The organism is Devosia geojensis (assembly GCF_000969415.1).
Taxonomy (GTDB): domain Bacteria; phylum Pseudomonadota; class Alphaproteobacteria; order Rhizobiales; family Devosiaceae; genus Devosia; species Devosia geojensis.
In genome coordinates, this window is the sequence record NZ_JZEX01000192.1 from 39,911 (window position 1) to 61,642 (window position 21,732).

At 65.6% G+C, this 21,732-nt stretch carries 20 protein-coding genes, 1 tRNA gene and 1 riboswitch; of the genes, 13 read left to right on the forward strand and 8 right to left on the reverse strand.

Going from position 1 to position 21,732, the window contains the following annotated elements:
- Window positions 1–226: 226 nt before the first annotated feature.
- The 5 genes from VE25_RS20660 (at window position 227) to VE25_RS20680 (ending at window position 3,734) form a co-directional block, all read left to right on the forward strand.
- Entirely contained in the window at window positions 227–1,459 is a 1,233-nt protein-coding gene (locus VE25_RS20660) for an FAD-dependent monooxygenase (RefSeq protein WP_046110565.1), read from the forward strand.
- Between the two features lie 81 nt (window positions 1,460–1,540).
- Entirely contained in the window at window positions 1,541–1,894 is a 354-nt protein-coding gene (locus VE25_RS20665; RefSeq protein WP_046110566.1) for an ArsR/SmtB family transcription factor, read from the forward strand.
- Window positions 1,895–1,916: 22 nt separating this feature from the next.
- Entirely contained in the window at window positions 1,917–2,411 is a 495-nt protein-coding gene (locus VE25_RS20670; protein WP_046110567.1) for an SRPBCC family protein, read from the forward strand.
- Between the two features lie 45 nt (window positions 2,412–2,456).
- Entirely contained in the window at window positions 2,457–2,999 is a 543-nt protein-coding gene (locus VE25_RS20675; protein ID WP_083989093.1) for an SRPBCC family protein, read from the forward strand.
- Window positions 3,000–3,002: 3 nt separating this feature from the next.
- Window positions 3,003–3,734 carry a DNA alkylation repair protein gene (locus VE25_RS20680; RefSeq protein WP_046110568.1) on the forward strand — a complete coding sequence of 244 codons (732 nt, stop codon included), beginning with the start codon at window positions 3,003–3,005 and terminating at the stop codon, window positions 3,732–3,734.
- On the opposite strand, the gene VE25_RS20685 is transcribed toward VE25_RS20680, so the two are convergent.
- Genes VE25_RS20685 through trxA form a run of 3 tightly spaced genes read right to left on the reverse strand, consistent with a single transcriptional unit; the run spans window position 3,731 to window position 5,625 of the window.
- Entirely contained in the window at window positions 3,731–3,940 is a 210-nt protein-coding gene (locus tag VE25_RS20685) for a Trm112 family protein (RefSeq protein ID WP_046110569.1), read from the reverse strand. The two genes, VE25_RS20680 and VE25_RS20685, sit on opposite strands and share 4 nt — an antisense overlap.
- 17 nt (window positions 3,941–3,957) lie before the next feature.
- Window positions 3,958–4,626, reverse strand: a complete 669-nt coding sequence (locus VE25_RS20690) for an LON peptidase substrate-binding domain-containing protein (protein WP_046110570.1) — start codon at window positions 4,624–4,626, stop codon at window positions 3,958–3,960.
- 54 nt (window positions 4,627–4,680) lie between these two features.
- Window positions 4,681–5,625 (reverse strand): thioredoxin, encoded by a 945-nt coding sequence (gene trxA / locus VE25_RS20695; RefSeq protein ID WP_046110571.1) that lies wholly within the window; start codon window positions 5,623–5,625, stop codon window positions 4,681–4,683.
- A 185-nt stretch (window positions 5,626–5,810) separates the two neighbouring features.
- Here trxA and VE25_RS20700 point away from each other — a divergent pair.
- A tRNA-Gly gene (locus VE25_RS20700) sits at window positions 5,811–5,885 on the forward strand.
- A gap of 314 nt (window positions 5,886–6,199) precedes the next feature.
- Here VE25_RS20700 and VE25_RS20705 read toward each other — a convergent pair.
- Complete coding sequence (locus tag VE25_RS20705) at window positions 6,200–8,005, reverse strand: ABC transporter ATP-binding protein (protein WP_046110572.1); 1,806 nt, start codon at window positions 8,003–8,005, stop codon at window positions 6,200–6,202.
- Between the two features lie 311 nt (window positions 8,006–8,316).
- On the opposite strand from VE25_RS20705, the gene VE25_RS20710 reads away from it, so the two are divergent.
- Together VE25_RS20710 and VE25_RS20715 are read left to right on the forward strand one after the other, a co-directional pair.
- Window positions 8,317–9,399: a four-carbon acid sugar kinase family protein gene (locus tag VE25_RS20710; RefSeq protein WP_160300011.1), complete on the forward strand. Its 1,083-nt coding sequence runs from the start codon at window positions 8,317–8,319 to the stop codon at window positions 9,397–9,399.
- A complete protein-coding gene (locus tag VE25_RS20715) occupies window positions 9,396–10,139 on the forward strand; it encodes a FadR/GntR family transcriptional regulator (RefSeq protein ID WP_083989094.1) in 744 nt (247 codons plus the stop codon). The genes VE25_RS20710 and VE25_RS20715 overlap by 4 nt, the downstream gene beginning before the upstream one ends.
- A 129-nt stretch (window positions 10,140–10,268) precedes the next feature.
- Here the strand turns inward: VE25_RS20715 and VE25_RS20720 are convergent, their stop codons facing one another.
- The 4 genes from VE25_RS20720 to VE25_RS20735 all read right to left on the reverse strand — a co-directional run bounded on the left by VE25_RS20720 (window position 10,269) and on the right by VE25_RS20735 (window position 15,038).
- Window positions 10,269–11,435, reverse strand: coding sequence for an iron-containing alcohol dehydrogenase (locus tag VE25_RS20720; protein WP_083989095.1), 1,167 nt, complete (start codon window positions 11,433–11,435; stop codon window positions 10,269–10,271).
- Entirely contained in the window at window positions 11,435–12,394 is a 960-nt protein-coding gene (locus VE25_RS20725) for an ABC transporter permease (protein WP_046110574.1), read from the reverse strand. Before VE25_RS20725 ends, VE25_RS20720 begins: the two co-directional genes overlap by 1 nt.
- Before the next feature lie 4 nt (window positions 12,395–12,398).
- Entirely contained in the window at window positions 12,399–13,346 is a 948-nt protein-coding gene (locus VE25_RS20730) for an ABC transporter permease (protein ID WP_046110575.1), read from the reverse strand.
- A gap of 66 nt (window positions 13,347–13,412) precedes the next feature.
- Window positions 13,413–15,038, reverse strand: coding sequence for an ABC transporter substrate-binding protein (locus tag VE25_RS20735; protein WP_046110576.1), 1,626 nt, complete (start codon window positions 15,036–15,038; stop codon window positions 13,413–13,415).
- Window positions 15,039–15,262: 224 nt separating this feature from the next.
- On the opposite strand from VE25_RS20735, the gene VE25_RS20740 reads away from it, so the two are divergent.
- The 5 genes from VE25_RS20740 to VE25_RS20760 all read left to right on the forward strand — a co-directional run bounded on the left by VE25_RS20740 (window position 15,263) and on the right by VE25_RS20760 (window position 21,720).
- Window positions 15,263–16,378, forward strand: coding sequence for a sialidase family protein (locus VE25_RS20740; protein ID WP_046110577.1), 1,116 nt, complete (start codon window positions 15,263–15,265; stop codon window positions 16,376–16,378).
- Between the two features lie 25 nt (window positions 16,379–16,403).
- A complete protein-coding gene (gene pdxA, locus VE25_RS20745) occupies window positions 16,404–17,393 on the forward strand; it encodes a 4-hydroxythreonine-4-phosphate dehydrogenase PdxA (protein WP_046110578.1) in 990 nt (329 codons plus the stop codon).
- Window positions 17,394–17,432: 39 nt separating this feature from the next.
- Window positions 17,433–18,347 carry a dihydrodipicolinate synthase family protein gene (locus VE25_RS20750; protein ID WP_046110579.1) on the forward strand — a complete coding sequence of 305 codons (915 nt, stop codon included), beginning with the start codon at window positions 17,433–17,435 and terminating at the stop codon, window positions 18,345–18,347.
- Complete coding sequence (locus VE25_RS20755; protein WP_052732128.1) at window positions 18,344–20,443, forward strand: MGH1-like glycoside hydrolase domain-containing protein; 2,100 nt, start codon at window positions 18,344–18,346, stop codon at window positions 20,441–20,443. The genes VE25_RS20750 and VE25_RS20755 overlap by 4 nt, the downstream gene beginning before the upstream one ends.
- 565 nt (window positions 20,444–21,008) lie before the next feature.
- Window positions 21,009–21,121, forward strand: a riboswitch (TPP riboswitch).
- The gene (locus VE25_RS20760; protein WP_046110580.1) at window positions 21,112–21,720 is read left to right on the forward strand and encodes a YkoF family thiamine/hydroxymethylpyrimidine-binding protein; all 609 of its coding nucleotides are present in this window, start codon (window positions 21,112–21,114) and stop codon (window positions 21,718–21,720) included. Its footprint overlaps the riboswitch before it by 10 nt.
- The last annotated feature ends 12 nt before the right edge of the window (window positions 21,721–21,732 follow it).

A 21,732-nucleotide genomic window follows, 5' to 3' on the forward strand; every position in this document is an offset into this window, starting at 1 on the left:
ACTGCCGCCATAATCGACAACATGCTGATTCTTTTAGGAAAATTGGATCGAGATGTGCGCCGCGCCGCCGTTGCGCAACCGATGGGCGGCAACTTGCCGCCAAAATAACCAGCAACATTGCGATATTGACCACGAATTGAGCACTATTTCGGCGCGGCGTTGTGGCGGCTGGACTTTGCGCCGCCGGCGCGGGATTCTTGCCCGAACGAGACAGCGAGGCGCGACGATGGCCCAGGCACAGGACGACATCCAGCGGTACGACATCCTGATCGTGGGCGGCGGGCCGGCAGGGCTGACGCTGGCGCTGGCCTTCGCGCGGTTCTTATCGGGCGCACACATCGGCCTCGTCGAGCGGCGGGCGCTCTCGGTGCCGAGGGACAGCCGGGCGAGCGCCATCGCCGCCGGGGTCAGGCGCATCTTCGAGACGCTCGGGATCTGGTCGCAGATGGAAGCCGCCGCCCAGCCGATCCGGGCGATGAAGATCACCGATTCGGGCACGGGCGACATCGCCCGGCCCCTGTTCCTAGATTTCGAGGGCGACGTGGCACCCGGCGAGCCTTTCGCCCACATGGTGCCCAATACGACGATGGCAGAGGTGCTGCTGGAGGCGATCGAGGGCCGGATCGAGGTCATCGCGCCGGCCGAGGTCGCCGGCTTCGTCGTCGAGGGGAACCTCGCGCGGTTGCGGCTCGCCGACGCACGGCTCCTCGCCGCTCCGCTGATTGCCGCGGCCGACGGGGCGCAGTCGGGCCTGCGCACCATGGCCGGCATCTCCACCGTCGGCTACGACTACCACCAGGCTGGGATCGTCACCACCATCGGCCACGAGCTCGACCACGAGGGCGTCGCCTACGAGCACTTCCGGCCGGCCGGCCCCTTCGCCAGCCTGCCGCTCCCCGGCAAGCGCTCCTCGCTCGTCTGGACCGAGAGCACCACCGAGGCGGCGCGGCTGACCACCCTCGATCCCGAGGCGCTCGCCCGCGAGATCGAGGCGGCGATGGGCTCGACCCTCGGCGCCGTCACCATCGAGGAGCGGGTGCAGAGCTTTCCGCTGCGCCTGCAGATCGCCCGCCAGTTCGCCGGCGAGCGGCTGGCGCTCATCGGCGACGCGGCCCATGTCATCCACCCGATTGCCGGCCAGGGGCTCAATCTCGGCCTCAAGGACGTGGCCGCGCTCGCAGAAGCGGCGATCGAGGCGATGCGGCTGGGGATGGACCCGGGCGCTCCCGACGTGCTCGATCGCTACCAGCGCTGGCGCCGGTTCGACACGGCGCAGATGGCGCTGGTGACCGACGGCATGAACCGGCTGTTTTCCAACGACATCGCCCCGGTACGGGCGTTGCGCGACGTCGGTCTCGGCCTCGTCGACCGCGCCGGACCGGTCAAGAACGCGATGATCCGCGTCGCCGCCGGCGTTTCGGCAAGCGGCCCGCGGCTGCTGCGCGGCCACCCGATCTGATTGCCGCTCACCACTTCATTGCCGCTTGACAAAGCGCGTGTTCTATATAACAATATAGTTATAGAATGTTCAGGTTATGAAATGACCGAGTCCGAACGCCTCGACGCCACCTTCACCGCCCTCGCCGACCCGACCCGCCGGGCGATCCTCGCCCGGCTGATCGAGGGAGAGGCTTCGGTGATGGAGCTGGCCGAACCCTTCGCCATGAGCCAGCCGGCGATTTCCAAGCACCTGAAGATGCTGGAGCGCGCCGGGCTCATCTCGCGCGGGCGCGACGCGCAGCGCCGCCCCTGCCGCATCGAGGGCGAGGCCCTGAAGGCCGCGACCGGCTGGCTCGAACAGTACCGCAAGGTCTGGGAAGGCAATTTTCGCCGTCTGGACGCTCTGCTGGACGATCTTCAGTCGACCGCCGGCCGGCCCGAGCGCGACAACTGAGAACAGCACCGAGGAGGCAACGATGCCGAGCAAACTGGAAGTACGGGCAGACGGCGAGAGCGCCGTGGTGATCGAACGCAGCTTCGCGGCGCCGCCTGAGCTGGTCTTCGACTGCTGGACCAAGCCGCAATTCGTCAAGCAATGGCTGACCGGCCCCGACGGCTGGCGCTTCACGGTCTGCGAGATCGACCTCAGGGTCGGCGGGCAATACCGCTATGTCTGGCAGAACACGCAAGGGGTCAGCATGGGCATGACCGGGACGCTCAAGGAAATCGTGCGCCCGGAAAAACTCGTTTCGAGCGAGATCTTCGACGAGGACTGGACGGGCGGCGAAGCGCTGGTCACCGCGGTGTTCTCGCGCGAAGACGGAGGCACCAGGGTCACGCAGACCGTCCTCTATTCCTCGGCCCAGGCCCGCGAAGGCGCGCTCGCCAGCGGCATGACCGAGGGCATGGAGGCCGGCTACCAGCGGCTCGACCGCGTGTTGGAGGGACTGACGACGCAGAAGGCGTCGTAGCCCTCGTCATTCAAATCGGATTTCATCGCATCAAGGGAGGGTGCCATGGATCGACTTGCCCTGAGGACTGCGGCGGCCGTCGCGTTCTGCCTTACCGGCGCCACCACGGCGCAGGAGACGCACGACCTCGAGATCACCCGCGAGTTCGAAGCGCCCGTCGAGGCGGTATGGAACGCGTGGAGCGACGGCGATGCCGTCAGGGCCTGGTGGGGACCGCGGGGCTTCACCGTTCCGGTGGCGCAGATGGACTTCCGCATCGGCGGCACCTCGCTCGTCTGCATGCGCCCGCCACAGGGACCAGACCTCTGCAACAGCTGGACTTACAGCCAGATCGTGCCCCATGAGCGGATCGCGTTCGACCTCGATTTCGTCGATGTCGAGGGCGAGCCCGTCGATCCCGCCGCCATCGGCCTGCCGCCCGATATCCCCGACGTCGTGCCGCACCTCGTCACCTTCGAGGCGACGGACACCGGCGGCACGCGCATGAGCGTGCTCGAAAAGGGCTACGGGTCGGCCAAGACCGTCGAGATGTCGCGCATGGGGCTCGAGCAAGTGCTCGACAAGATGGCCGCCTACCTCGCGGAGTAGCCGATGAGCGATCCGACGCCGACCGCCGAGGCCTTCATCGCCGCCCTCTGGGCCAACCAGTCCGACGCGGAGCTGAAGAAGATCGCCCGCTATTTCAAGGCGGGACCCGGCGACTATGGCGAGGGCGACCGCTTCATCGGCGTGCGCATGGGAACCGTCTTCGAGCTGGCCAAGGCACACATCGCCATGCCCCTCGGCGAGATCGAGGAGCTCCTCGACAGCGACATCCATGAGGCGCGGGCCGGCGCCGTCTCGATCATGGCCAGGAAGGCGGCGGCGAAAAAGACCGGCGAGGAGGGGCGGCGCGAACTCTTTGAGCTCTACCTGCGCCGGCACGAGCGCATCAACAACTGGGACCTCGTCGACCTCGGCGCCTGGAACGTCGTCGGGCGCTATCTCGCCGACAAGCCGCGCGACGTGCTCTACCAGCTGGCGCGTTCGCAAAACCTCTGGGAGCGACGCACGGCGATCCTTGCGACCCTGCATTTCGTCAAGCAGGGCGAAGCAGACGATGCGCTGGCGCTGGCCGAACGTCTCCTCGCCGATGAGGAAGACCTCATCCACAAGGCCGTCGGCGGCGTGCTGCGCGCGCTCACCGGCAAGCACCGCGAGCGGCTGACGGCCTTCCTTGAGCGGCATGCGCCCACCATGCCGCGCGTGATGCTGCGCTACGCGATCGAGCACTTCCCGCCCGAGGAGCGGGCGCACTACATGGGGTTGAAGAAGAAGCCCTAAAGCACCGTCTTGATCTCGTCCGGATCGAAGCTTCTCGCCTCGTCGAGGCTGAGCATCGGCACGCCCTGGCGGATGGGGAAGGCGAGGCGCGCGGCGATCGAGATGAGCTCGCTGCCGTCCGGGGAAAGCGTCAGCCGCGTCTTGGTCAGCGGACAGACCAGTATTTCGAGGGTGCGGACGTCGACGACGTGGCGCGGCTCGGTCATCGCCTCCGGCTCCCCTGTCAGTTGAGCGGCGCCCCGCCCCCGGCGCCGCCGCGATGCATCTCGTATTCGGTCATGGCGATGAGCGTCTCGGCGCGATCGAGGAGGGATGGCGCCTCCAGCAGCACCTGCTTTTCGGCCGCCCCATAGGGCGAAACCATGCAGCAGAAATTGACGAGGTCGGCGGTGCCGGTGCGCTCGATCTCGTCCCAGTTGAGCTCGATATTGGCGAACTCGGCATAGTCGCGCATCATCTTGACGAAGCGCTCGCGGTCGACCTCCTCCTCGCCGTGGTCGCGCACGAAATCGCTGGCGAAGGGCGTGGTGTCGATGACGCATTGCCGGAAGGGCGTCATCACGGTGAGCTCGGATTTCAGCATGAACCGCGTGATGCCCTCGAGGATGATGAAGTAGCGCCCTTCCCCGTTCTCCTCGAAATGCGTCAGGCGCCCGAGGCACCCGATCTTCTGCAGGGGCGCGCGGCCCGGCGGGCTTTCGAGCGAGGTGTCCTCGGGCTGGATGAGGCCGACGAGCCGGTCGCCGCGCAGCGCCGCGTCGACCATCTCGACATAGCGCGGCTCGAAGATGTTGAGCGGCCGGTGCGAGAAAGGCAGCAACAGGGCTCCGCTCAGTGGGAAGACCGGAACGGAATTGGGAACATCGAGGGGCGAAACGGGGCGCTTGAGCATGGCTTTTACTGGTCTGTGAGCCCGGCCAACGGCCGGGCCCGTCATTGTACCTAGTTAGGAAAAGAGTGCGGCGGAAAGCAGCCGACGGCCCCTGACGGTCGCCGGGTCCTTGGGACCCCAGGCCTCGAAGAGCTCGATGAGCTTCCTGCGCGCCCCGTCCTCGTTCCAGGCGCGGTCGCGTTTCATCAGCGCCACCAACGCCTCGGCGGCGGCGAGCCGGTCGCCCTGCGCGTTGAGCACGACCGCGAGGTCGAAGCGGGCCTGGTGATCGTCCGGATCGGCGTCGAGCCGCGCCTTGAGGCCATCGGCTTCGCCGAGGCCGGCAGCCTCGGTCAGGAGCTTGAGGGACCCGGCGAGCGCGGCATAATCGTCGCCGGTGCGGGCCTCCTCGGGGATCATGTCGAAGGTCGCCTGCGCCTGTTCGCTCTCGCCGGCAGCGAGGTAGACCTTGGCAAGGCCGATGAGCGCGGCGGCGTGCGTCGGCTCGCGCTGCAAGACGAGGCCGAAGATCTGGGCGGCGCGCGACAGGTCCCCCTGACCGAGCGCTTCGTTGGCGGCCGCCAGCGCCTCGCCGATCTGCTCCTCGAGCGAGCCCGCCTGCGGCTGCGGGGCGGGAGCGGCGGCGATGACGCGGTCGGCGAAGCGCCGCACCTCGCTCTCGGGCATGGCGCCCATGAACGCGTCCACGGGCCGCCCGCCGGCGAAGGCGAAGACGGCGGGGATCGACTGGATGCCGAGTTGACCGGCGATGGCCGGATTCTCGTCGATGTTGATCTTGACGAGGCGGATTTTGCCGGCCTTCTCGTTGACGACCTTCTCGAGGGCGGGGGTCAACTGCCGGCAGGGGCCGCACCAGGGCGCCCAGAAATCGACAAGCACCGGCGCCTCGAGCGAAGCGTCGATCACATCGGCCTTAAAGGCGCGGTCCGACGAATCCGTGACGAAGCCGCCGGCCGGTTGCGTTGCCTCTGCGGGGGAGCCATTGAGGGTGATGGTCATCGAAAAAGGGCCTTCGTGCGTTCTTGTTTAGAATGCTTATAGCTCTTCTTGCGCCGCAAAGCAGGCACCTGGCAACCCTCATGGGGAACGAAGCCGCAAGGCGCCAAAATATGGGTTGCAATCGAGCTTTCGATTGGGCATATAGGCGCGCGTCGCGGTGCCAACAAGCGCCGGGGGCATGGAGCGCGGGTGTAGCTCAGGGGTAGAGCATAACCTTGCCAAGGTTAGGGTCGTGGGTTCGAATCCCATCGCCCGCTCCAAATATCAAGGCTCGGCAAAGCCTCGATGACAAAAGGGCCGCAAGGGCCTTTTTTGCTTTTCAGACATCGTCGGAATGCTGCGGTTGGAGGCTCTAGTCCATTCTGGTTCCGCGCAGCCCTAACGCAGCACCTGCCGGTCGATACTGACTTGCCACCTCCAGTGGTAGGCTTACGCATCAGGATTCCCTTCCGCTTCCCGGATTATCGCATCGGCCCCGATCGCTCTGCTGACGAGGATGAATTCAGCCGCGTCCAGGCGGCATGCCAGGGCCGGCACGGGCGCGCCGGAAGCTCGCGGCATGACGCCGGGCGCCTCAGGCCATGACAAGGTGGCCGGACGAAACCTGCCTGTATTCCCTTGGCGGCGGTACATAGTCCGCCGGGCGCACGGGACTGCGAACATCCTCGTTGCCGACGGCGCGGCGACGGTTGCGCTGGGCCGGATCGGCGACCGGCACAGCCGCAAGGAGCTTCCTGGTATAGGGATGCTGAGGATTGGAGAAGATGTCGGCCCGCGAGCCGATCTCGACGATTTCGCCCAGATACATCACCGCCACCCGGTGGCTGACGCGCTCGACCACGGCCATATCGTGCGAGATGAACAGATAGGAAAGCCGCAGGCTTTCCTGCAGCTCGAGCAGGAGGTTGACCACCTGCGCCTTGATCGAGACGTCGAGGGCCGAGACGCTCTCGTCGGCGACAATGACGCTGGGCTCGACCGCAAGCGCCCGGGCGATACAGATGCGCTGGCGCTGACCGCCCGAGAGCTGGTGCGGATAGCGGTTGGCCATGGCGGGCGACAGCCCCACGCGCTCGAGGAGCGCGGCGACCCTGTCGGGCACCTCGGCGGGCCTGGCCATGGCGTGGAGCAGCATGGGCTCGGCTATGGCGGCGCCCACTGTCATGCGCGGATTGAGGCTGGCGAAGGGATCCTGGAAGATCATCTGCATGCGCTTGCGGCGGGCGCGCATCGCCTCTTCGGAAAGCCCGGTCACTTCCTCACCGTCGAGCCGCACCGAGCCGGAGAGCGGTGAGATGAGCTGGAGGATGGAAAGCCCCGTCGTCGATTTGCCGCAGCCGGATTCGCCGACGATCGAGAGCGTTTCGCCGCGCTTAAGCGATAGCGATACGTTCTCGACCGCGTGGACTCGGCCTTTGACCCGGCCGAGAAGCCCGGACTTGATGGCGAACCGCGTGACGAGGTTGTTGACCTCCAGCACCGGTGGCCCCTCGTGATCGACGGTATCGAGGCTGGCGGCGGGCTCGCCCAGCACACCCGTTTCGGGGTCGGCTATGGCGAATCGGCGGGGGCGGGGCTCGCCCGCCATCGAGCCCAGCTTGGGCACGGCCGAGAGCAGCGCCTTGGTATAAGGCTGGCGTGGATGGGCAAAGATCTCGACCGTCGCCCCCTCCTCCACCAGCCGGCCGTGCCGCATGACGACCGTGCGGTCGGCGATCTCGGCGACGACTCCCATGTCGTGGGTGATGAAGAGGACCGACATGTCCTCCTCGTCCTGCAGCGATTTGATGAGCTCGATGATCTGGGCCTGGATGGTGACATCGAGGGCGGTGGTCGGCTCGTCGGCGATCAGCAGTTTGGGGCCGCAGGCCAATGCCATGGCGATCATCACGCGCTGGCGCATGCCGCCGGAGAACTGGTGGGCATGTTCGGCATAGCGCGCCGCGGCATCGGGGATGCGCACACGATCGAGCTGGCGGATGGCCTCGGCGCGCGCCTCCGCATGGGAAATCGCCTTATGGGCGAGAATCGCCTCGGCAATCTGCTCACCGATCGGCATCACCGGGTTGAGGCTCGTCATCGGCTCCTGGAAGATCATGCCGATGCGCTTGCCGCGCACGGCGTTCATCCGCTGGTCGGTAAGCCCCAGGAGCTCCTCGCCCTCGAGCCGGATACTGCCCTCGATGCGGGTGAGCTTCGGGTCGAGCAGCTGCATCACCGACATGGCGGTGACGCTCTTGCCTGAACCCGATTCGCCGACAAGGGCGACGGTCTCGCGCTTGCCGACAGTAAAATCGATGCCGTGGACCACGGACGTCCACTGGCCGCGGTTCCGGAACGAGGTCTTCAATCCGGCAACGGACAGGACAGGAACGACCATCGCGTGCTCCTCCGCAAGGGGTGCCCGAAACGCGCGTCCCGGTCTTTGCCGGCGCCGTCGGGTCATGTCAGGCTGCCGTGCCGGTGCACGACGGTTCGCGGCATCTAGCGGCGCCTGACATCATTTGTCAAGTTATCACTGACATGTTTGAGCTGTGCTTTTCATGCTGAAAACAGATGATTTTCAGCAATTTAGGCGTCATGCTGGAGAAATTTAGATTTGCCCTCTGCGACGAAAGTTGACAGGTTCACAGAGACGTTTACAAGCAAGCCGAGCTGCTCGTCGGCTTTATGAGTGGAGACCCGGACGTGGTGCGCGTGGCCATAGTGGCGGACGATCTGACAGGGGCGCTGGATGTCTGTACGCCGCTGGCGGCACGGGGGCTGCGCTGCTATGTGGCCACTCGCCCCGACGGGCTCGAGGCGGCGCTGGCCCGCGGTGGCGATATCGTTTGCGTCAACACCGCCACGCGCGAGACCGATCCGGAGGCAGCCCGCCGCATCGTCGGCGCGGTGGCAAGGCGCATCGCCGAAGCCTCCCCGGCAATCGCCTTCAAGAAGATCGACTCTCGGCTCAAGGGGCATGTGGCGATCGAGGTCGAGGCGTGCCTTGCCGAATTCGGGCGCCGGCGCGCCATCCTCGCCCCGGCCGTGCCGAGTCAGGGGCGACGGGTCGAGGCCGGCTACGTGACCGGCAGGGGCCTTGCCGAGCCGCTCGGCATGGCCGGCGTGCTCGGCAACCGGCTGGCCTACGCGGCGCCCGACAGCGCCGATGAGGCCGATCTCGAGCGGATCGCCCGGGCCGACTGGCGCGACGTGCTACTGGTCGGTGCGAGCGGGCTTGCCGCCGGCCTTGCGGCGGTGCTTTCTCCGCAAGCTGCGATGACCGCGAAGCCGATCAACGGACCATTGCTGGTCGCAGTCGGTTCCCACGATCCCATCACCGTCGAGCAGGTGAGCCGCGCCGCCGCGCAGCGGGACGTGCTTCACCTCACCTCCGATGACGGCGCGATCAGCATGCCCACGTCCTTACCCCCGGTCGTGATCGTGCAAGCAACGATCGCACCGCAGCGGACCGACCGAGCACAGGCGATGGTGCGTTTCGGCGGCGAGGTGGCATCGCTCTTGCGACAGGGCGGATTTGCGACGGCGCTCGTTTCCGGCGGCGAGACGGGGCAGACGGTGCTGGGCAATCTCGGCGTCGATTGCCTCGAGGTCCTCGGGGAAGCTCTTGCCGGCATTCCCCTCACCGAGGCTCGGATTGGGGAACACCGCCTCGCTATATTGACGAAATCGGGCGGCTTCGGCACACCGGACGACATTGTCCGGCTCGCCGAAATTGCGCGACAGAACATGCACCCTGCCGATACCAGCATTCGGGGAGAACACGCATGACGGAGTCTAAGCCGAGAGCCGGCAGCTTCGATGAAGAGCCGCGGCACCGGACGCTTTTTGCCGACCGCGTCTACCAATTGCTGCTGACCCGGATTTCCACCGGCGAGTATCCTCCCGATAACAAGCTGCCAAGCGAGAAGGAGCTCTCTGAGCAGTTCGACGTCTCCCGCCCGATCGTGCGGGAAGCGCTGGAGCGGCTGCGCAAGGAAGGGCTCATCTATTCGCGCCAGGGCTCGGGCAGCTTCGTGCGCATGCGCACCGAGCAGCGTTCATTGGGCTTTCCGCCGGTCGAGACCATTGCCGACATCCAGCGCTGCTACGAGTTCCGCCTCACCATCGAGCCGGAGGCCGCCTATTACGCGGCGCTGCGCCGAAACGAAGCGGCAATCCGCGCCATAGCGCAGGTCGTCGACCTTTTGAGCACCGCCACCGACCAGCAGCGCCATCGCGAAGACGCGGATTTCGCCTTCCACCTCGCCATCGCCGATGCTTCCAACAACCACTATTACAGCTCCGCCATGCAGGCGTTGCGCAGCCATATCGCCGTCGGCATGAAGCTGCATGGCCTTGCCCTGATGGGCCCCGGCAGGGGGCTCGAGAAGGTCCTCGGCGAGCACCGCGAGATCTACGAAGCGATCCGCGACGGCGATGCGGAAGTCGCCCGCCAGCGCATGCGCCAGCACCTCGAAGGCTCGCGCAACCGCCTCTTCGAGGACCGCGTGCTGGACCTGTCGCTCTAGGTAGGGGTGGCCGCCTGGAGCGGCTCAGACTTTGACGAGGGTGAGCCGGTGCCTCCCTCCCCTCGAAGGGAGGGAGACGATGACGCCGTCGATCAACTAAAGCCGGAACAACACTAAGGTTGTTTGTGCCTAGTAGGCGGCCCGGTAGATGGCGAGGATGTCCTCGCTCGCTATCTCGCGCGGATTGAAATCCAGGAGCCGGCGGATGCCATGCGCCTCCTCGGCCATGGAGGGCAGGTCGTCGGCCGGTACCCCGAGCTTCGACATGCGCATTTCGATGCCGAGATCGAGGCAATACCGATGGGCGCTGTCGAAAAGCTTTGTGCCGTCAAAGCCCATGAGCTCGGCGACCGTCGCGGTCTTGGCGGTCTGCGCGGACGCGTTGAAGGCGAGGGTGTGCGGGAAGATCACCGCATTGGCAAGGCCATGCGGCACGCCGTAGCGGGTGCCGAGCGGGTAGGAAAGCGCGTGGCCCGCCGTTGTGTTGACCGGCCCCAAGCAGAAGCCGCCATAGAGCGCCGCCATGGCAAGACCCGCGCGCGCCTCGACGTCGGAGCCGTCGGCGACGGCCCGGGCGAGATATTGCCCGACAAGGGCGATGCCTTTTTGCGCGTAGATGTCGATCAAGGGATGAGCGCGGCGGCTGGTGAAGGCCTCGGCGCAATGGGCAAGCGCATCGACGCCGGTCGCGGCGGTCACCGCGGGCGGCAGGGAGACGGTGAGGTCCGGATCGACGACGGCGAGGTCGGCGACCATGTGGCGGCTCTCGACCGCCATCTTGCTCTGGCTTGAGGGATCGGTCACGAGGGCCCGCGCGCCCACTTCGCTACCGGTGCCCGCCGTTGTCGGTATAGCGATGAGGCCGATCGAGCGCGGGTCGGCCTTGCCGACCCCGACAATGTCCCGCAGCCCCTTGGAGCTGGTGGCGAGGACCGCGGCGAGCTTGGCGAGGTCCATGGCGCTGCCGCCGCCGAAGCCGATGACGAGATCGGGCGCGAAGGCTCGTGCTTCATCGAGGAGCTCATCGAGATTGGGCAGGTCCGGCTCGGGCTTGACCCTCGAAAAGACATGAGTCTGCGCCGGCAGGCCGAGCAGGTCGGTCCGCCCGGCGTTGAAGGCATCGGCCACCACCAGCACGCGCCGATCCGACCAGCCGGCGATGAGATCGCCCAATGCGCGCGCCTTGCCCGAGCCGTATTCGATCCGTGCCGGCTGCACGAAGGAGACAGGGCGCAGCAGGGGATTGGCGGACTCCTCGGGGGTTGCGGAAGCCGAAGCCGTAAGGGCCGAAGACATTATTTGGCACCCTTTGGGTTGAGAGCGTCGTTGAGGCCATCGCCGATGAAGCTGAAGGCGACGGACGCAATGGCAAGCGCAATGGCCGGGGCGGCGAGGAGGTGGGGATATTGCTGCCAGGTGCGCAGGCCATCCGAGATCATCAGCCCCCAGCTTGGCGTTGGCGGCTGCACGCCGACCCCGAGGAAGCTGAAAGCGCTCTCGAGTACCATGGCGCCGCCGAGGCCGGCGCTCACCGCCACGACCAGCGGCCCGATGGAATTGGGGATGAGATAGCGCAGGATGATCTGGCGGCTCGGCAGGCCGAGAGACCGGGCGGCCAGCACATAGGGTTGGCTGCGCACGCTCAAGATCTGCGCACGCACGGTACGCGCATAGGGCGGCCACATCACCAGCGAGATGGTGCCGAACACCATGATGAAGTCGACGAGGACGGTATTGCGGAAGAGCGTGTTGCCGCTCCACAGATACATCGCATCCATCCAGCGCCCGAGCGGGGGCTTCAGCGACGTATTGATGACGATGACGAGCAGGAGGTTCGGCACCGACATGAAGACGTCGGTGAACCACATGATGACGGCATCGGCCCGCCCGCCGAAATAGCCGGCGATGGCGCCCAGCGTCGAGCCGATCACCACCGAAATGGCGGTGACGACGATGGCGACGAGGAAAGCGGTGCGCGTGCCGTAGATCACCCGGCTCGCCACATCGCGGCCGAGCTCGTCGGTGCCGAGCCAATGGCTCATCGAGGGCGGCAGGTTCCGGGCGTCGAGATTCTGGGTGAGGAAGTCATAGGGCGTGAGCCACGGTCCGAAGATGGCAATAAGGATCAGGAGGGCGATGAAGGCGAGCCCGACCATGGCGATGCGGTTGGCGCGCAGCCGCGCCCAGGCATCGGACCAGAGGCCAGCCTGTTCGGCCGGGCGGGAAGCGCCCGTCGGCTCGATAGCGGTGGCCATGGTCTTACCTCCTCTCGGCGGCGCGCGGATCGAGCAGCGGGTAGGCGAGATCGATCAGCAGGTTGGAGATCATCACCAGCACCGAGGCGATGAGCGTGACGGCAAGGATGATGGGATAGTCGGAATTAAGCAGCGCCTGGATGGCGAGGCGCCCGAGGCCGGGCAGCCCGAAGACGAGCTCGACGAAGACGGCGCCGTTGACCAGCGTGATCATGATGAGGCCGAGCTGGGTGAGCACCGGCGTCAGGATCGGGCGCAGGATGTGCCGGGTGACGATCTTGCGGGCCGGCAGGCCCTTGGCCTTGGCGGTGCGCACGAAGTCCTCGCTCAAGACCTCGATCACCGCCGAGCGCGTCTGGCGCACGATCAGGGCGATAGGGTGGAAGGAGAGGACGAGAAGCGGCAGGATCACCCGGATGTCGAACAGTCCGCCCCAGCCATAGGGCACGCTGCCGCCGGGCAGGATGATGATCAGCAGCACCATGAGGATGGGGCCCGCCACATAGGCGGGAATGGCCCAGAGAAAGAGCGCCGAGCCCAAAATGGCGTAGTCGAGCGCGGTATTCTGCCGCAAGGCGGCGATGACGCCTAATGGAATGGCGACGATGGCGGTGAGGACAATCGCCAGCAGGCCGAGCTGGATCGACACCGGCGCCGCCGCGGCGATGGTGCGGCCGACCGAGCGGCCGGACGTCAGCGAGTTGCCGAAATCGCCGTGCAGCACGTTCCAGATGTAATTGCCGAACTGGACGATGAAGGGCCGGTTGAGGCCCGCCGCCTCGCGGATCGCTTCGATGCGGACCGGATCGAACGCGACCCCGCCCGGCTCGCGCAGGAAAATCAGCTTGATCGGATCCCCGGCGCCATAGAAGGCCAGCGCATAGACCGCCAGCAGCACCAGCACCACAGATGGTATCCAAAGAAGCAGCCGCTTGAGGGCATATGTAAGCATGGCCGACCTCGCCTCTGGAGGCCGCGCCTTGCGCGCGGCCCCGCCAATCCAGCGTGTGTGGAGACCTCAGGTGATCTCGATGTTCCAGGGAGCGACCACCTGCCAGTCGAGGTTCTTTTCCATGCCCATGATGTTGGGCAGGGCCCAGCGCGACATCGCCTCGATGTACCAGGGGATGAGCTGATAGTCCTCCCGGAACACCCGCTGGGCCTGCTGGGCCAGCTCGTTGCGGCGCGGATCGTCGATCGGCAGCGGCGCAGCCTCGTCGAGCAGACGATCGACTTCGGGATTGCTGTAGCCGTTCATCTTCTCCCTGGCGACACGTGAGGTCGAATGGATAATCGTGCGCAGGAACTCGGTGGCGTCCGGCACGCGCGAGCCCGCATCGTCGCGGATGACGTGCACGTCTGCCGGCGCGAAGTTGTCGAGGGTGGGCTTGAGTTCAACGGCGGTGATGCCGAGGTTCTGGCGCCACTGCTCGACGACGAACTGGGCCGCAGCCTGCTCGGCCGGGGCGATTACGCCGGCAAAGATGATGCGCGGCAGGCGGTCGGGCGAGCCATAGGTGGATTCGGCGAGCAGCCGGCGCGCCTCTTCCGGATCGTAAGGATAGGGTTCCCAGTCGGGATCGACGCCGTCGACGCCCACCAGGATCTGCTCGGCCTGCTTGTGCGGGCCGTTGGGGAACGAGGCGCGCATCATCTCTGCTCGGTCGACGGCGAGGACCAGAGCCTTGCGCACGTTGATGTCGTCGAAGGGCGGGGTCTTGGCGTTGAAATAGAAGTGCTGCCCGTTGGGGATCTCGGTGCCCATGCTGAATTCGGGGCCAAGGTCCTCGACGATGGTGGGCGTCACCAGCGCGGTATGGGCATGGTACTCGCCTTCCTTCAAGAGCGCCGTCGCCGTCACCGAATCCTCGATCACCCGCAGCTCGATCCGGGTGAGCTTAGGCTTGGAGCCGAAGAAATTCTCGTTCGGCTCCCAGGCGACGAACCCATCGTCGAGGTTCATCTCGACAAGCTTGAACGGGCCGGAGCTGACGACGCCCATTTCGGGCGTATACCAGTCGGGAGCCTGGTTGCCGTCCTCGGCGCGGGCCTGCGAAATCTTGACGATCGGCACCAGGTGGTTGGCGATACGCATGTGGAAGATCGGATCCGGCTCCTTGAGCGTCACCTCTATCGTCTGGCCGTCGACGATGACGACGCCGGGCAGTTCCGTTGCCGTGCCTGCCGCGATCTCGTCGTACCCGACGACGCCGGCGAGCACGAGCGGAACGCGCTGGCTGGCCGTCAGCGGCATGGCGCCGACTTCCCAAGACCCCTTTACATCGGCCGGCGTGATCGGCGATCCGTCCGAAAAGACCGCGTTGGGATCGATCTTGAAGATCCAGACGGTCCAGTCGTCGCTCGGCGTCCAGCTGGTGAAGACATAAGGCTGAACCTCGCCCCATTCGTCGAAATACATGGGCGAGGCCCACCAGAGCGAATGCCAGCGCAGCGCGGCGCCGCCACCGCGCATGGGCGACCAGTTCATGTCGAATGACGGGTGAATGATCTTGAACGTCGTTTCCTGCGCCGCAGCCTTCCCGGACAAGAGGCCGAAGGCCGTCATGCTGACCAAGACGCCAGCGCCACCACGCAGCACATCACGGCGCGAAATGCCGCCGCTTTCAGTCGAACGATCGACCATTGGGTTCCTCCCGCTTTGACCATACGCCTTCCCGGCTTCCGCCCCGGCGATTACGGACGCGGATCATGTCACACCGCAGCAGCATGTCAACATGTATCTCTAACGACTCTGCGGCACCTCCGCCTGTTCACGTCAACTCTTTGATTACGCATGAGAAAATAATGAGTTTACAGCGCATGGACTGACTGATAATGACTTTACAAGTCTATCGCAGGGAGAGTTCGATGCTTCAGACCACCATCAACGCCGATGGGACCATCCGGCCGGCGAGCACCGATCCTTCCCGCGAGGAAGCGTTCCTGCCAACACATGTCGCCCAGGCGCATGCCGCATTCCTCCTTGCCCTGCGCAACGGCGGCCTTGCCTGCACGTGGTTCGCCGGCACCGAGGAGGGCAAGCCGGACGTTTCGATCTACTTCACCCGCCTTCCTGCCGGCTCGCGTCAATGGACGCACGAGATCAAGGTTTCGGACGATCCCGAGCGATCCGAGCAGAACCCGGTGCTGTTCGAGACGCCGGCCGGGGAGCTTTGGCTCCTCTATACCGCCCAGGAATTCGGCAATCAGGATACCGCCATCGTGCGCCGCCGGATCTCGCGGGACGGCGGTCTCACCTGGGGGGCGATCGAGACGCTGTTCGACGAGCCCGGCACGTTCATCCGCCAGCCGATGGTCGTGCTCTCGAGCGGGGAGTGGATCCTGCCGATCTTCCACTGCCTGCCCGTCCCCGGAGAGAGCTGGCACGGCCAGAACGATGTCAGCGCCGTCAAGATTTCGACCGACGCGGGCAGGACCTGGTCGGAACATCCGGTGCCCGAGAGCCTTGGCGCGGTGCACATGAACATCGTCGAACGGCGCGGCGGCACGCTGCTGGGACTCTTCCGCAGCCGCCATGCGGACAGCATCCTCGCTTCGACCTCGAGCGACAAGGGCCGGACCTGGACGAAGCCTGAGCCAACCGACCTGCCCAACAACAACGCCTCCATCCAGTGCCGGGCGCTTGCCGACGGCACCTTTGCCCTCGTCTTCAACAATGTCGCGGCCTCGGCCGCGGTGCGGGCGCAGGCGAATGGAGGGCCGATCTGGGGGGTGCCGCGCACGCCGCTCTCCATCGCGCTTTCCCATGACGAGGGCCGCACCTGGCCAGTCATCCGCGATATAGAGGTTGCGCCGGACAATCCGCCCGAGCTCAATGCCGACAAGCAGGACCGGCGCGCTCGCGAGCTCTCCTACCCCACCGTCGCCGGCGATGCCGAGGGGCGGATCAACGTGGCCTTCACCTATTTCCGCAAGGCCATCAAGTTCGTCCGCTTCGATCCAAGCTGGGTCAAGGGCGCCTGAAGGTTACGCCCAGAGGAGATGTGACATGGCTGGTGCAGCTAGGAAACCGATCGCGATCACCATGGGCGACCCGGCGGGCGTCGGAGCCGAAGTCATCGTCAAGGCCGCGGCCGAGCTGCCCGAGCACGTGCGCGAGCAACTGCTCGTCGTCGGCTCAGCCGAGACCCTCGAACACGCCATCGCAGCCACCGGCGTTTCCCTGAAGCTCGGCGCGCCCGACGCGTCGCCCGCGGCCGGAGTCCTCCGCCTCGAGCACATCGCCATTCCCGGAATGCCGATCGCCTTCGGCAAGCTCGATCCCATGGGCGGGGAGGCGAGCTACCGCTATATCGCGCGGGCGGTGGAACTCACCCAGGCAGGCACCACCGCCGGCATTGTCACGGCGCCGATCAACAAGGAGGCGCTCAATCTTGCCGGCCACCATTTCGATGGCCATACCGGCATGCTGGCGCATCTCACCGGATCGCGCTCCTCCTTCATGTTGCTCGCCTCCGAGCGGCTCAATGTCATACACGTGTCGACCCATGTGTCGCTGCGCGACGCTATCGGCCGGGCGACGCCCGAGCGCATCCTCGAGACGGTGCGGATGGGGCATGTGCATATGCAGCGCGTTGGCCGCGCCAATCCGCGCATCGCGGTGGCCGGCATCAACCCGCATTGCGGGGAGAACGGTCTGTTCGGGCGCGAGGACGACCTGCAGGTCGCGCCCGCCGTCGAGATGGCGCGGGCCGAAGGCATTGACGTCGTCGGGCCGGTTTCGGCCGATACGCTCTACTACCGCGCCTATTCCGGCCACTTCGATCTGGTGGTTGCGCAATACCACGATCAGGGTCACATTCCCATCAAGCTCGTCGCCTTCGACACCGCCGTCAACGTTTCGCTTGGCCTGCCCATCGACCGCACCTCGGTCGACCATGGCACGGCATTCGACCTGGCCGGCACGGGTCGGGCTAAGCATGTCAACATGCTGGCGGCAATCGACTATGCCCGCCGGCTGGCGGCGTCACCCGCCTGATCCAGTTCACATCCCTTTTCGAAGCGCCCGAGGTTCGACATGTCCCCTGTCCGCGGAGTTTTCAGCGCCGCCGCAACGCCGCTCGATGCTAATCTCGAGCCCGATCACGCGGCGCTCGTCGCCCATTGCCGGCAACTGCTCGCCGACGGCTGCCATGGCATCGCCATGCTCGGCTCGACCGGCGAGGCCAACTCGTTTTCGCTCGCCGAACGCATGGCGATGCTCGAGGCGGTGATTGCCGGTGGCGTGCCGGCCGATGCGCTGCTGCCGGGAACGGGACTCTGTGCCCTGCCCGAAACCATTGCCCTCACCCGCCACGCGCTCGGGCTCGGCATCACCACCGTGGTCATGCTGCCGCCCTTCTACTACAAGGGGGTGAGCGACCAGGGTCTGCTCGACGCCTACAGCCGGGTGATCGAGACGGTAGCCGACGAACGGCTGAAGGTCATCCTCTACCATATCCCGCCGATCTCGCAGATTGCCTTGAGCCATGAGTTCATCGGCAAGCTCAGCGAGAAATTCCCGCGCACCATCGCAGGGATCAAGGATTCGGGCGGGCAGCTCGACAACATGGTCGCCATGGCCAGGACGTTCCCGCAGCTCTCGATCCTTGCCGGCGCCGATCCGCTGCTCCTGCCGCTCTTGAAAGAAGGCGGCGGGGGCTGCATCACTGCGACCTCGAACCTCGCGGCCAAGCAGCTGCGCACCGTCTTCGACAAGCATGCCGATGCGGGAGAGGCGAGCGTGGTCGAGGCGGCGCAGGCGCGGATCGTCGCGCTGCGCGAAGCCAGCAACAGCTTTGCCCAGATTCCGACGATCAAGGCGATGATCGCCCGCCGCTACGGCGCTCCCAATTGGACCAATGTGCGCCCGCCGCTCGTACGGCTGACGCAGGAGCAGACGGACAAGCTCGCACCCGTTCTCAACCGGATCGACGCCGAGCAGCCGGAATGATCGCCATAGACGACCTGTTGAAGACCGGGCGCCGGGGCCTGCGCACGCGCCCAGGCACGCTGCTGCTCGGCCCTACCGGCGCGCGGCTCTGGGCGGATTTCCTCGAGGACAGGCCTGGCTTCAGCGGCGCCATCGACTTCATCCACAAGCTCAACATGCCGCTGCTTTTTTCCATCGAGCATGGCGTGACGGTCCCGCCATTGCCTTCGGAGGTCGAATGGCGGCCGAGCCACCTCAGTATGCGCAGCAGCATCGGCGCGCTGGAGCTCGAGGAGCGCAAATACGTCACCTGGGAAGATGAAGCGGTCTCGCTGCAGCGCTGGCACAATGGCGGGTCCACCCCCGTTGCCCTCCGCCTTTCTGTCGACGCGGAGTGGGTGAAGCGCGAGGGCGAGCGGGCGCGGGGCGAGCGGCTGATCGAGGCGCACGGCTTTTCGCTGCGCGTCGAGATCGGCGCCAGCCGGCCGGAGCTCTGGACGGGTCTGACGCTGGCGCCCGGGGAAACGCTGGAATTTGTCGTGGCCGCCGCCGTGGGCGCGGCCGAGAGCGACGGCTGGCCAGCGCTTTCGGGCAAGGTCGATGCCCTCATTGCCGAACCGTCGGCAAAGCTCCTCGCCAACCAGGCCGCCGCCTATCAGAGCTGGTTCGATGCCACGCCGCGCTTTTTGAGCAGCAGCCCGGTCCTCGACAAGCTCTATGCCTATCGCTGGTTCCTGATGCGCCACACCCTGGCGCGGCCGGGGCTGGCGCCGCTCGACGGCATGTTCTTCTACGAGGGTCGCTCGCACAAGATGAGCAAGACCGCTTGGGATCCGGTCGGTTGGGAATTCAGCAAGCTCATTCCCTTGTCGAGCCCCATGCATCTTCTCGAGGCCCGCTGGCACCACGAAGAGGGGCTCGGCACCGATATCTTCGGGATCCTGGCGGACGCGCAGGGCGAGGACGGGCAGTTCCACAGCCGCACCCTCACCAAGCTCCTGCACCCCTATGCCAATTTCATGGGCTGGGCGACCTACCAATACGCACTCGCGCAGGGCCTCAGCGGCCCAGTCAAGGACGCGCTGCCCGTTCTCAAGCGGCAGGTGCTGGGCGAGGCCGAGTTCCTGGCGACAGGCGGCGACAACCTGCCCATCCAGCAACGCCACCAGCTGACCGGCAAGGAATACCAGCCAAGCTACTGGTATTTCCACGACTATCCCGACGACCCGTTCGATCCGGCGACCTATACGCCTCTCAAACGCGTCGACCGGGCTATATACCAGTATCTCAACGCACGGGGCGTCGCGGCCCTCTGCCGGCTGGCGGACGACCCGGAAGCGGGCAGGTTCGACGATCTAGCGGCAGCGATCGCCAGGGATGTACTCACCAAGCAGTGGGACGGCGAGACCGGGTTCTTCTATGACCTGCACCACCAGACCGACGCCAAGGCCATGGTGCGCAACATCGTCGGCTTCTATCCCTATTGGGCGGGCATCACCAGCAAGGAGCATCTGGCCGGCATGCTCGCCGCCCTCGGGCCGGCTCATTTCGACACGCCCCATCCCCTGCCCTCCGTATCGCCGGAATGCCCTGTCTTCCAGTCCGGCGGGAGCTGGAAGGGCCAGTTCTTCAAGGGGCGGAACGGGTGCATGTGGGACGGACCGACCTGGCCCTACACAAACAGCGTCGTCATCGATGCCATCGGAAAGATCAGTCGCGCCGATAACCATGAGGAAGACGTTCTCTTTGCGCATTTCTTCTGGAAATACGCCCTGATGCACTTCCACCAGCGCGACGGAGAGACGCCCTATCTCGTCGAGCATTACAACAGCCTTTCCGGCGAGCCCATCAGCGACGAGCCGGACTACAACCACTCCTATTTCATCGACCTCGTCATCCGCCATGTGGCCGGGCTCGATGTAGCCGATGACGGTGCGATCACTGTCGACCCGCTCGACGTCGGCCTCTCCAACTTCGCGCTCGAGAACGTGCGGCTACGCGGGCATAGCGTGTCGGTCCGGTTCGGTGCGGAAGAGGGCCTTACCCTCTACGTCGATGGGCAAGCCGTCGCGCATCAGCGCGAACCGGGCGCGATGAGCTACAAGCTCCCCGGCTAGCCGCCCGGTCTACGCTCAAGGCCGAGATAGCGTGCGGTATCCGGATCGATCGGAATGCTCATCCGCGCCCGACGGTCGCTTTTGGCGCTTTTCGACGGCATGCGGGTCGAGCGTCGGCTCGTCCCAGCATCGCAGCCACACCGACCGGAAGCGGCGTGCGAGAGTGTCGACGTTCTACCCCGACTAGAGTGGCTCTCGTTAACCGTGCTGGTTATTGCCGGATCGAAAGTCGGACGCAAAACTCGGTATTCCACTGATGACATTTGCAACACCCAAGGTCATCGTCCGTGTCAGCTTTCCTGAAAATCCGTCACAAACCGGATCGTCTCCTTCCCACCCCATTTCGGACGTGCCGGCGACCAGAGGAGTGGACCGCTTCGGGTGTTGGCCACGGCTGCTTGAACGGCAGGAATGGGGCGCAATGCAGATGATGGCTTGGCTCTCCAGCTTCATGACGAGGTCGACAGAATTCGGCACCAGGCGCCTCTGTCGACGGTGAACCGTTCACTCGCGCCGACCTTGTTCAGTTCCCTTGCGATCTGACCTGGATGTCGTTTATGGTCTGCGCAATCCACAGGGGTGCTCCGTACGGTCGGGGCTGAGATGAGGGCGGCAAGCCTTCGGACCCTAAAGCTGATCTGGGTAATACCAGCGGAGCGAGGCGGTCCATGTTTTCCGGCGCACAGATTTCTCTTTATCCTATGACCGGCGATTTCGTCGGAGTGATCATGAGCTCGTTTGGAGCGCTTGATCCGTATCGCGAAAGTTTGCGCATCGAAACCGACGATATTTCCACGCTGCTGGTCGGACCGCCCGAAGTGCTGTTTCCAGCTCTGCGCGACCTGTTTACGACCGCGTCACGCACCGGCGTCCACTGTGTGCTCTCGGCCGCGATCTCGCGCGGCTGTCCGGGCGAGCCGGATGATGCTATCTGCCAGTCGAAGCACTTCGCCGGATCGATGCCGCCCCTGGCGGAACGGCAGGCTTTCGCCATTGCCGCGGTCAAGGAAGCGCCCGAGACGGATGTGTTCTCCGTGGCGCAGTTCTCGCTCTATGTCATGGGCGAGCACCGGCACATGGATGAGATATATGGCTGCGTCGAGTTCTTGAAGGCCTCAGGCACTTTCGAAAAATCGAAGCATTTCGCCACCAAGCTCAGCGGCAACACCGGAACGCTTTTCGCTACGCTCGAACAGGCGTTCTGCCGCTTCGGACCACCCGAAGGGCACGTCACCATCGATTTGACCGTATCGGCCAACAGCCCCAGCCCTCGCTGAACACCGGAGCGT

Bases quoted from the DNA above. Each gene is read 5' to 3' on its own strand.
- VE25_RS20660 (WP_046110565.1), top strand. From the start codon at position 227: ATGGCCCAGGCACAGGACGACATCCAGCGGTACGACATCCTGATCGTG.
- VE25_RS20665 (WP_046110566.1), top strand. From the start codon at position 1,541: ATGACCGAGTCCGAACGCCTCGACGCCACCTTCACCGCCCTCGCCGAC.
- VE25_RS20670 (WP_046110567.1), top strand. From the start codon at position 1,917: ATGCCGAGCAAACTGGAAGTACGGGCAGACGGCGAGAGCGCCGTGGTG.
- VE25_RS20675 (WP_083989093.1), top strand. From the start codon at position 2,457: ATGGATCGACTTGCCCTGAGGACTGCGGCGGCCGTCGCGTTCTGCCTT.
- VE25_RS20680 (WP_046110568.1), top strand. From the start codon at position 3,003: ATGAGCGATCCGACGCCGACCGCCGAGGCCTTCATCGCCGCCCTCTGG.
- VE25_RS20685 (WP_046110569.1), bottom strand. From the start codon at position 3,940: ATGACCGAGCCGCGCCACGTCGTCGACGTCCGCACCCTCGAAATACTG.
- VE25_RS20690 (WP_046110570.1), bottom strand. From the start codon at position 4,626: ATGCTCAAGCGCCCCGTTTCGCCCCTCGATGTTCCCAATTCCGTTCCG.
- trxA (WP_046110571.1), bottom strand. From the start codon at position 5,625: ATGACCATCACCCTCAATGGCTCCCCCGCAGAGGCAACGCAACCGGCC.
- VE25_RS20705 (WP_046110572.1), bottom strand. From the start codon at position 8,005: ATGGTCGTTCCTGTCCTGTCCGTTGCCGGATTGAAGACCTCGTTCCGG.
- VE25_RS20715 (WP_083989094.1), top strand. From the start codon at position 9,396: ATGACGGAGTCTAAGCCGAGAGCCGGCAGCTTCGATGAAGAGCCGCGG.
- VE25_RS20720 (WP_083989095.1), bottom strand. From the start codon at position 11,435: ATGTCTTCGGCCCTTACGGCTTCGGCTTCCGCAACCCCCGAGGAGTCC.
- VE25_RS20725 (WP_046110574.1), bottom strand. From the start codon at position 12,394: ATGGCCACCGCTATCGAGCCGACGGGCGCTTCCCGCCCGGCCGAACAG.
- VE25_RS20730 (WP_046110575.1), bottom strand. From the start codon at position 13,346: ATGCTTACATATGCCCTCAAGCGGCTGCTTCTTTGGATACCATCTGTG.
- VE25_RS20735 (WP_046110576.1), bottom strand. From the start codon at position 15,038: ATGGTCGATCGTTCGACTGAAAGCGGCGGCATTTCGCGCCGTGATGTG.
- VE25_RS20740 (WP_046110577.1), top strand. From the start codon at position 15,263: ATGCTTCAGACCACCATCAACGCCGATGGGACCATCCGGCCGGCGAGC.
- pdxA (WP_046110578.1), top strand. From the start codon at position 16,404: ATGGCTGGTGCAGCTAGGAAACCGATCGCGATCACCATGGGCGACCCG.
- VE25_RS20750 (WP_046110579.1), top strand. From the start codon at position 17,433: ATGTCCCCTGTCCGCGGAGTTTTCAGCGCCGCCGCAACGCCGCTCGAT.
- VE25_RS20755 (WP_052732128.1), top strand. From the start codon at position 18,344: ATGATCGCCATAGACGACCTGTTGAAGACCGGGCGCCGGGGCCTGCGC.
- VE25_RS20760 (WP_046110580.1), top strand. From the start codon at position 21,112: ATGTTTTCCGGCGCACAGATTTCTCTTTATCCTATGACCGGCGATTTC.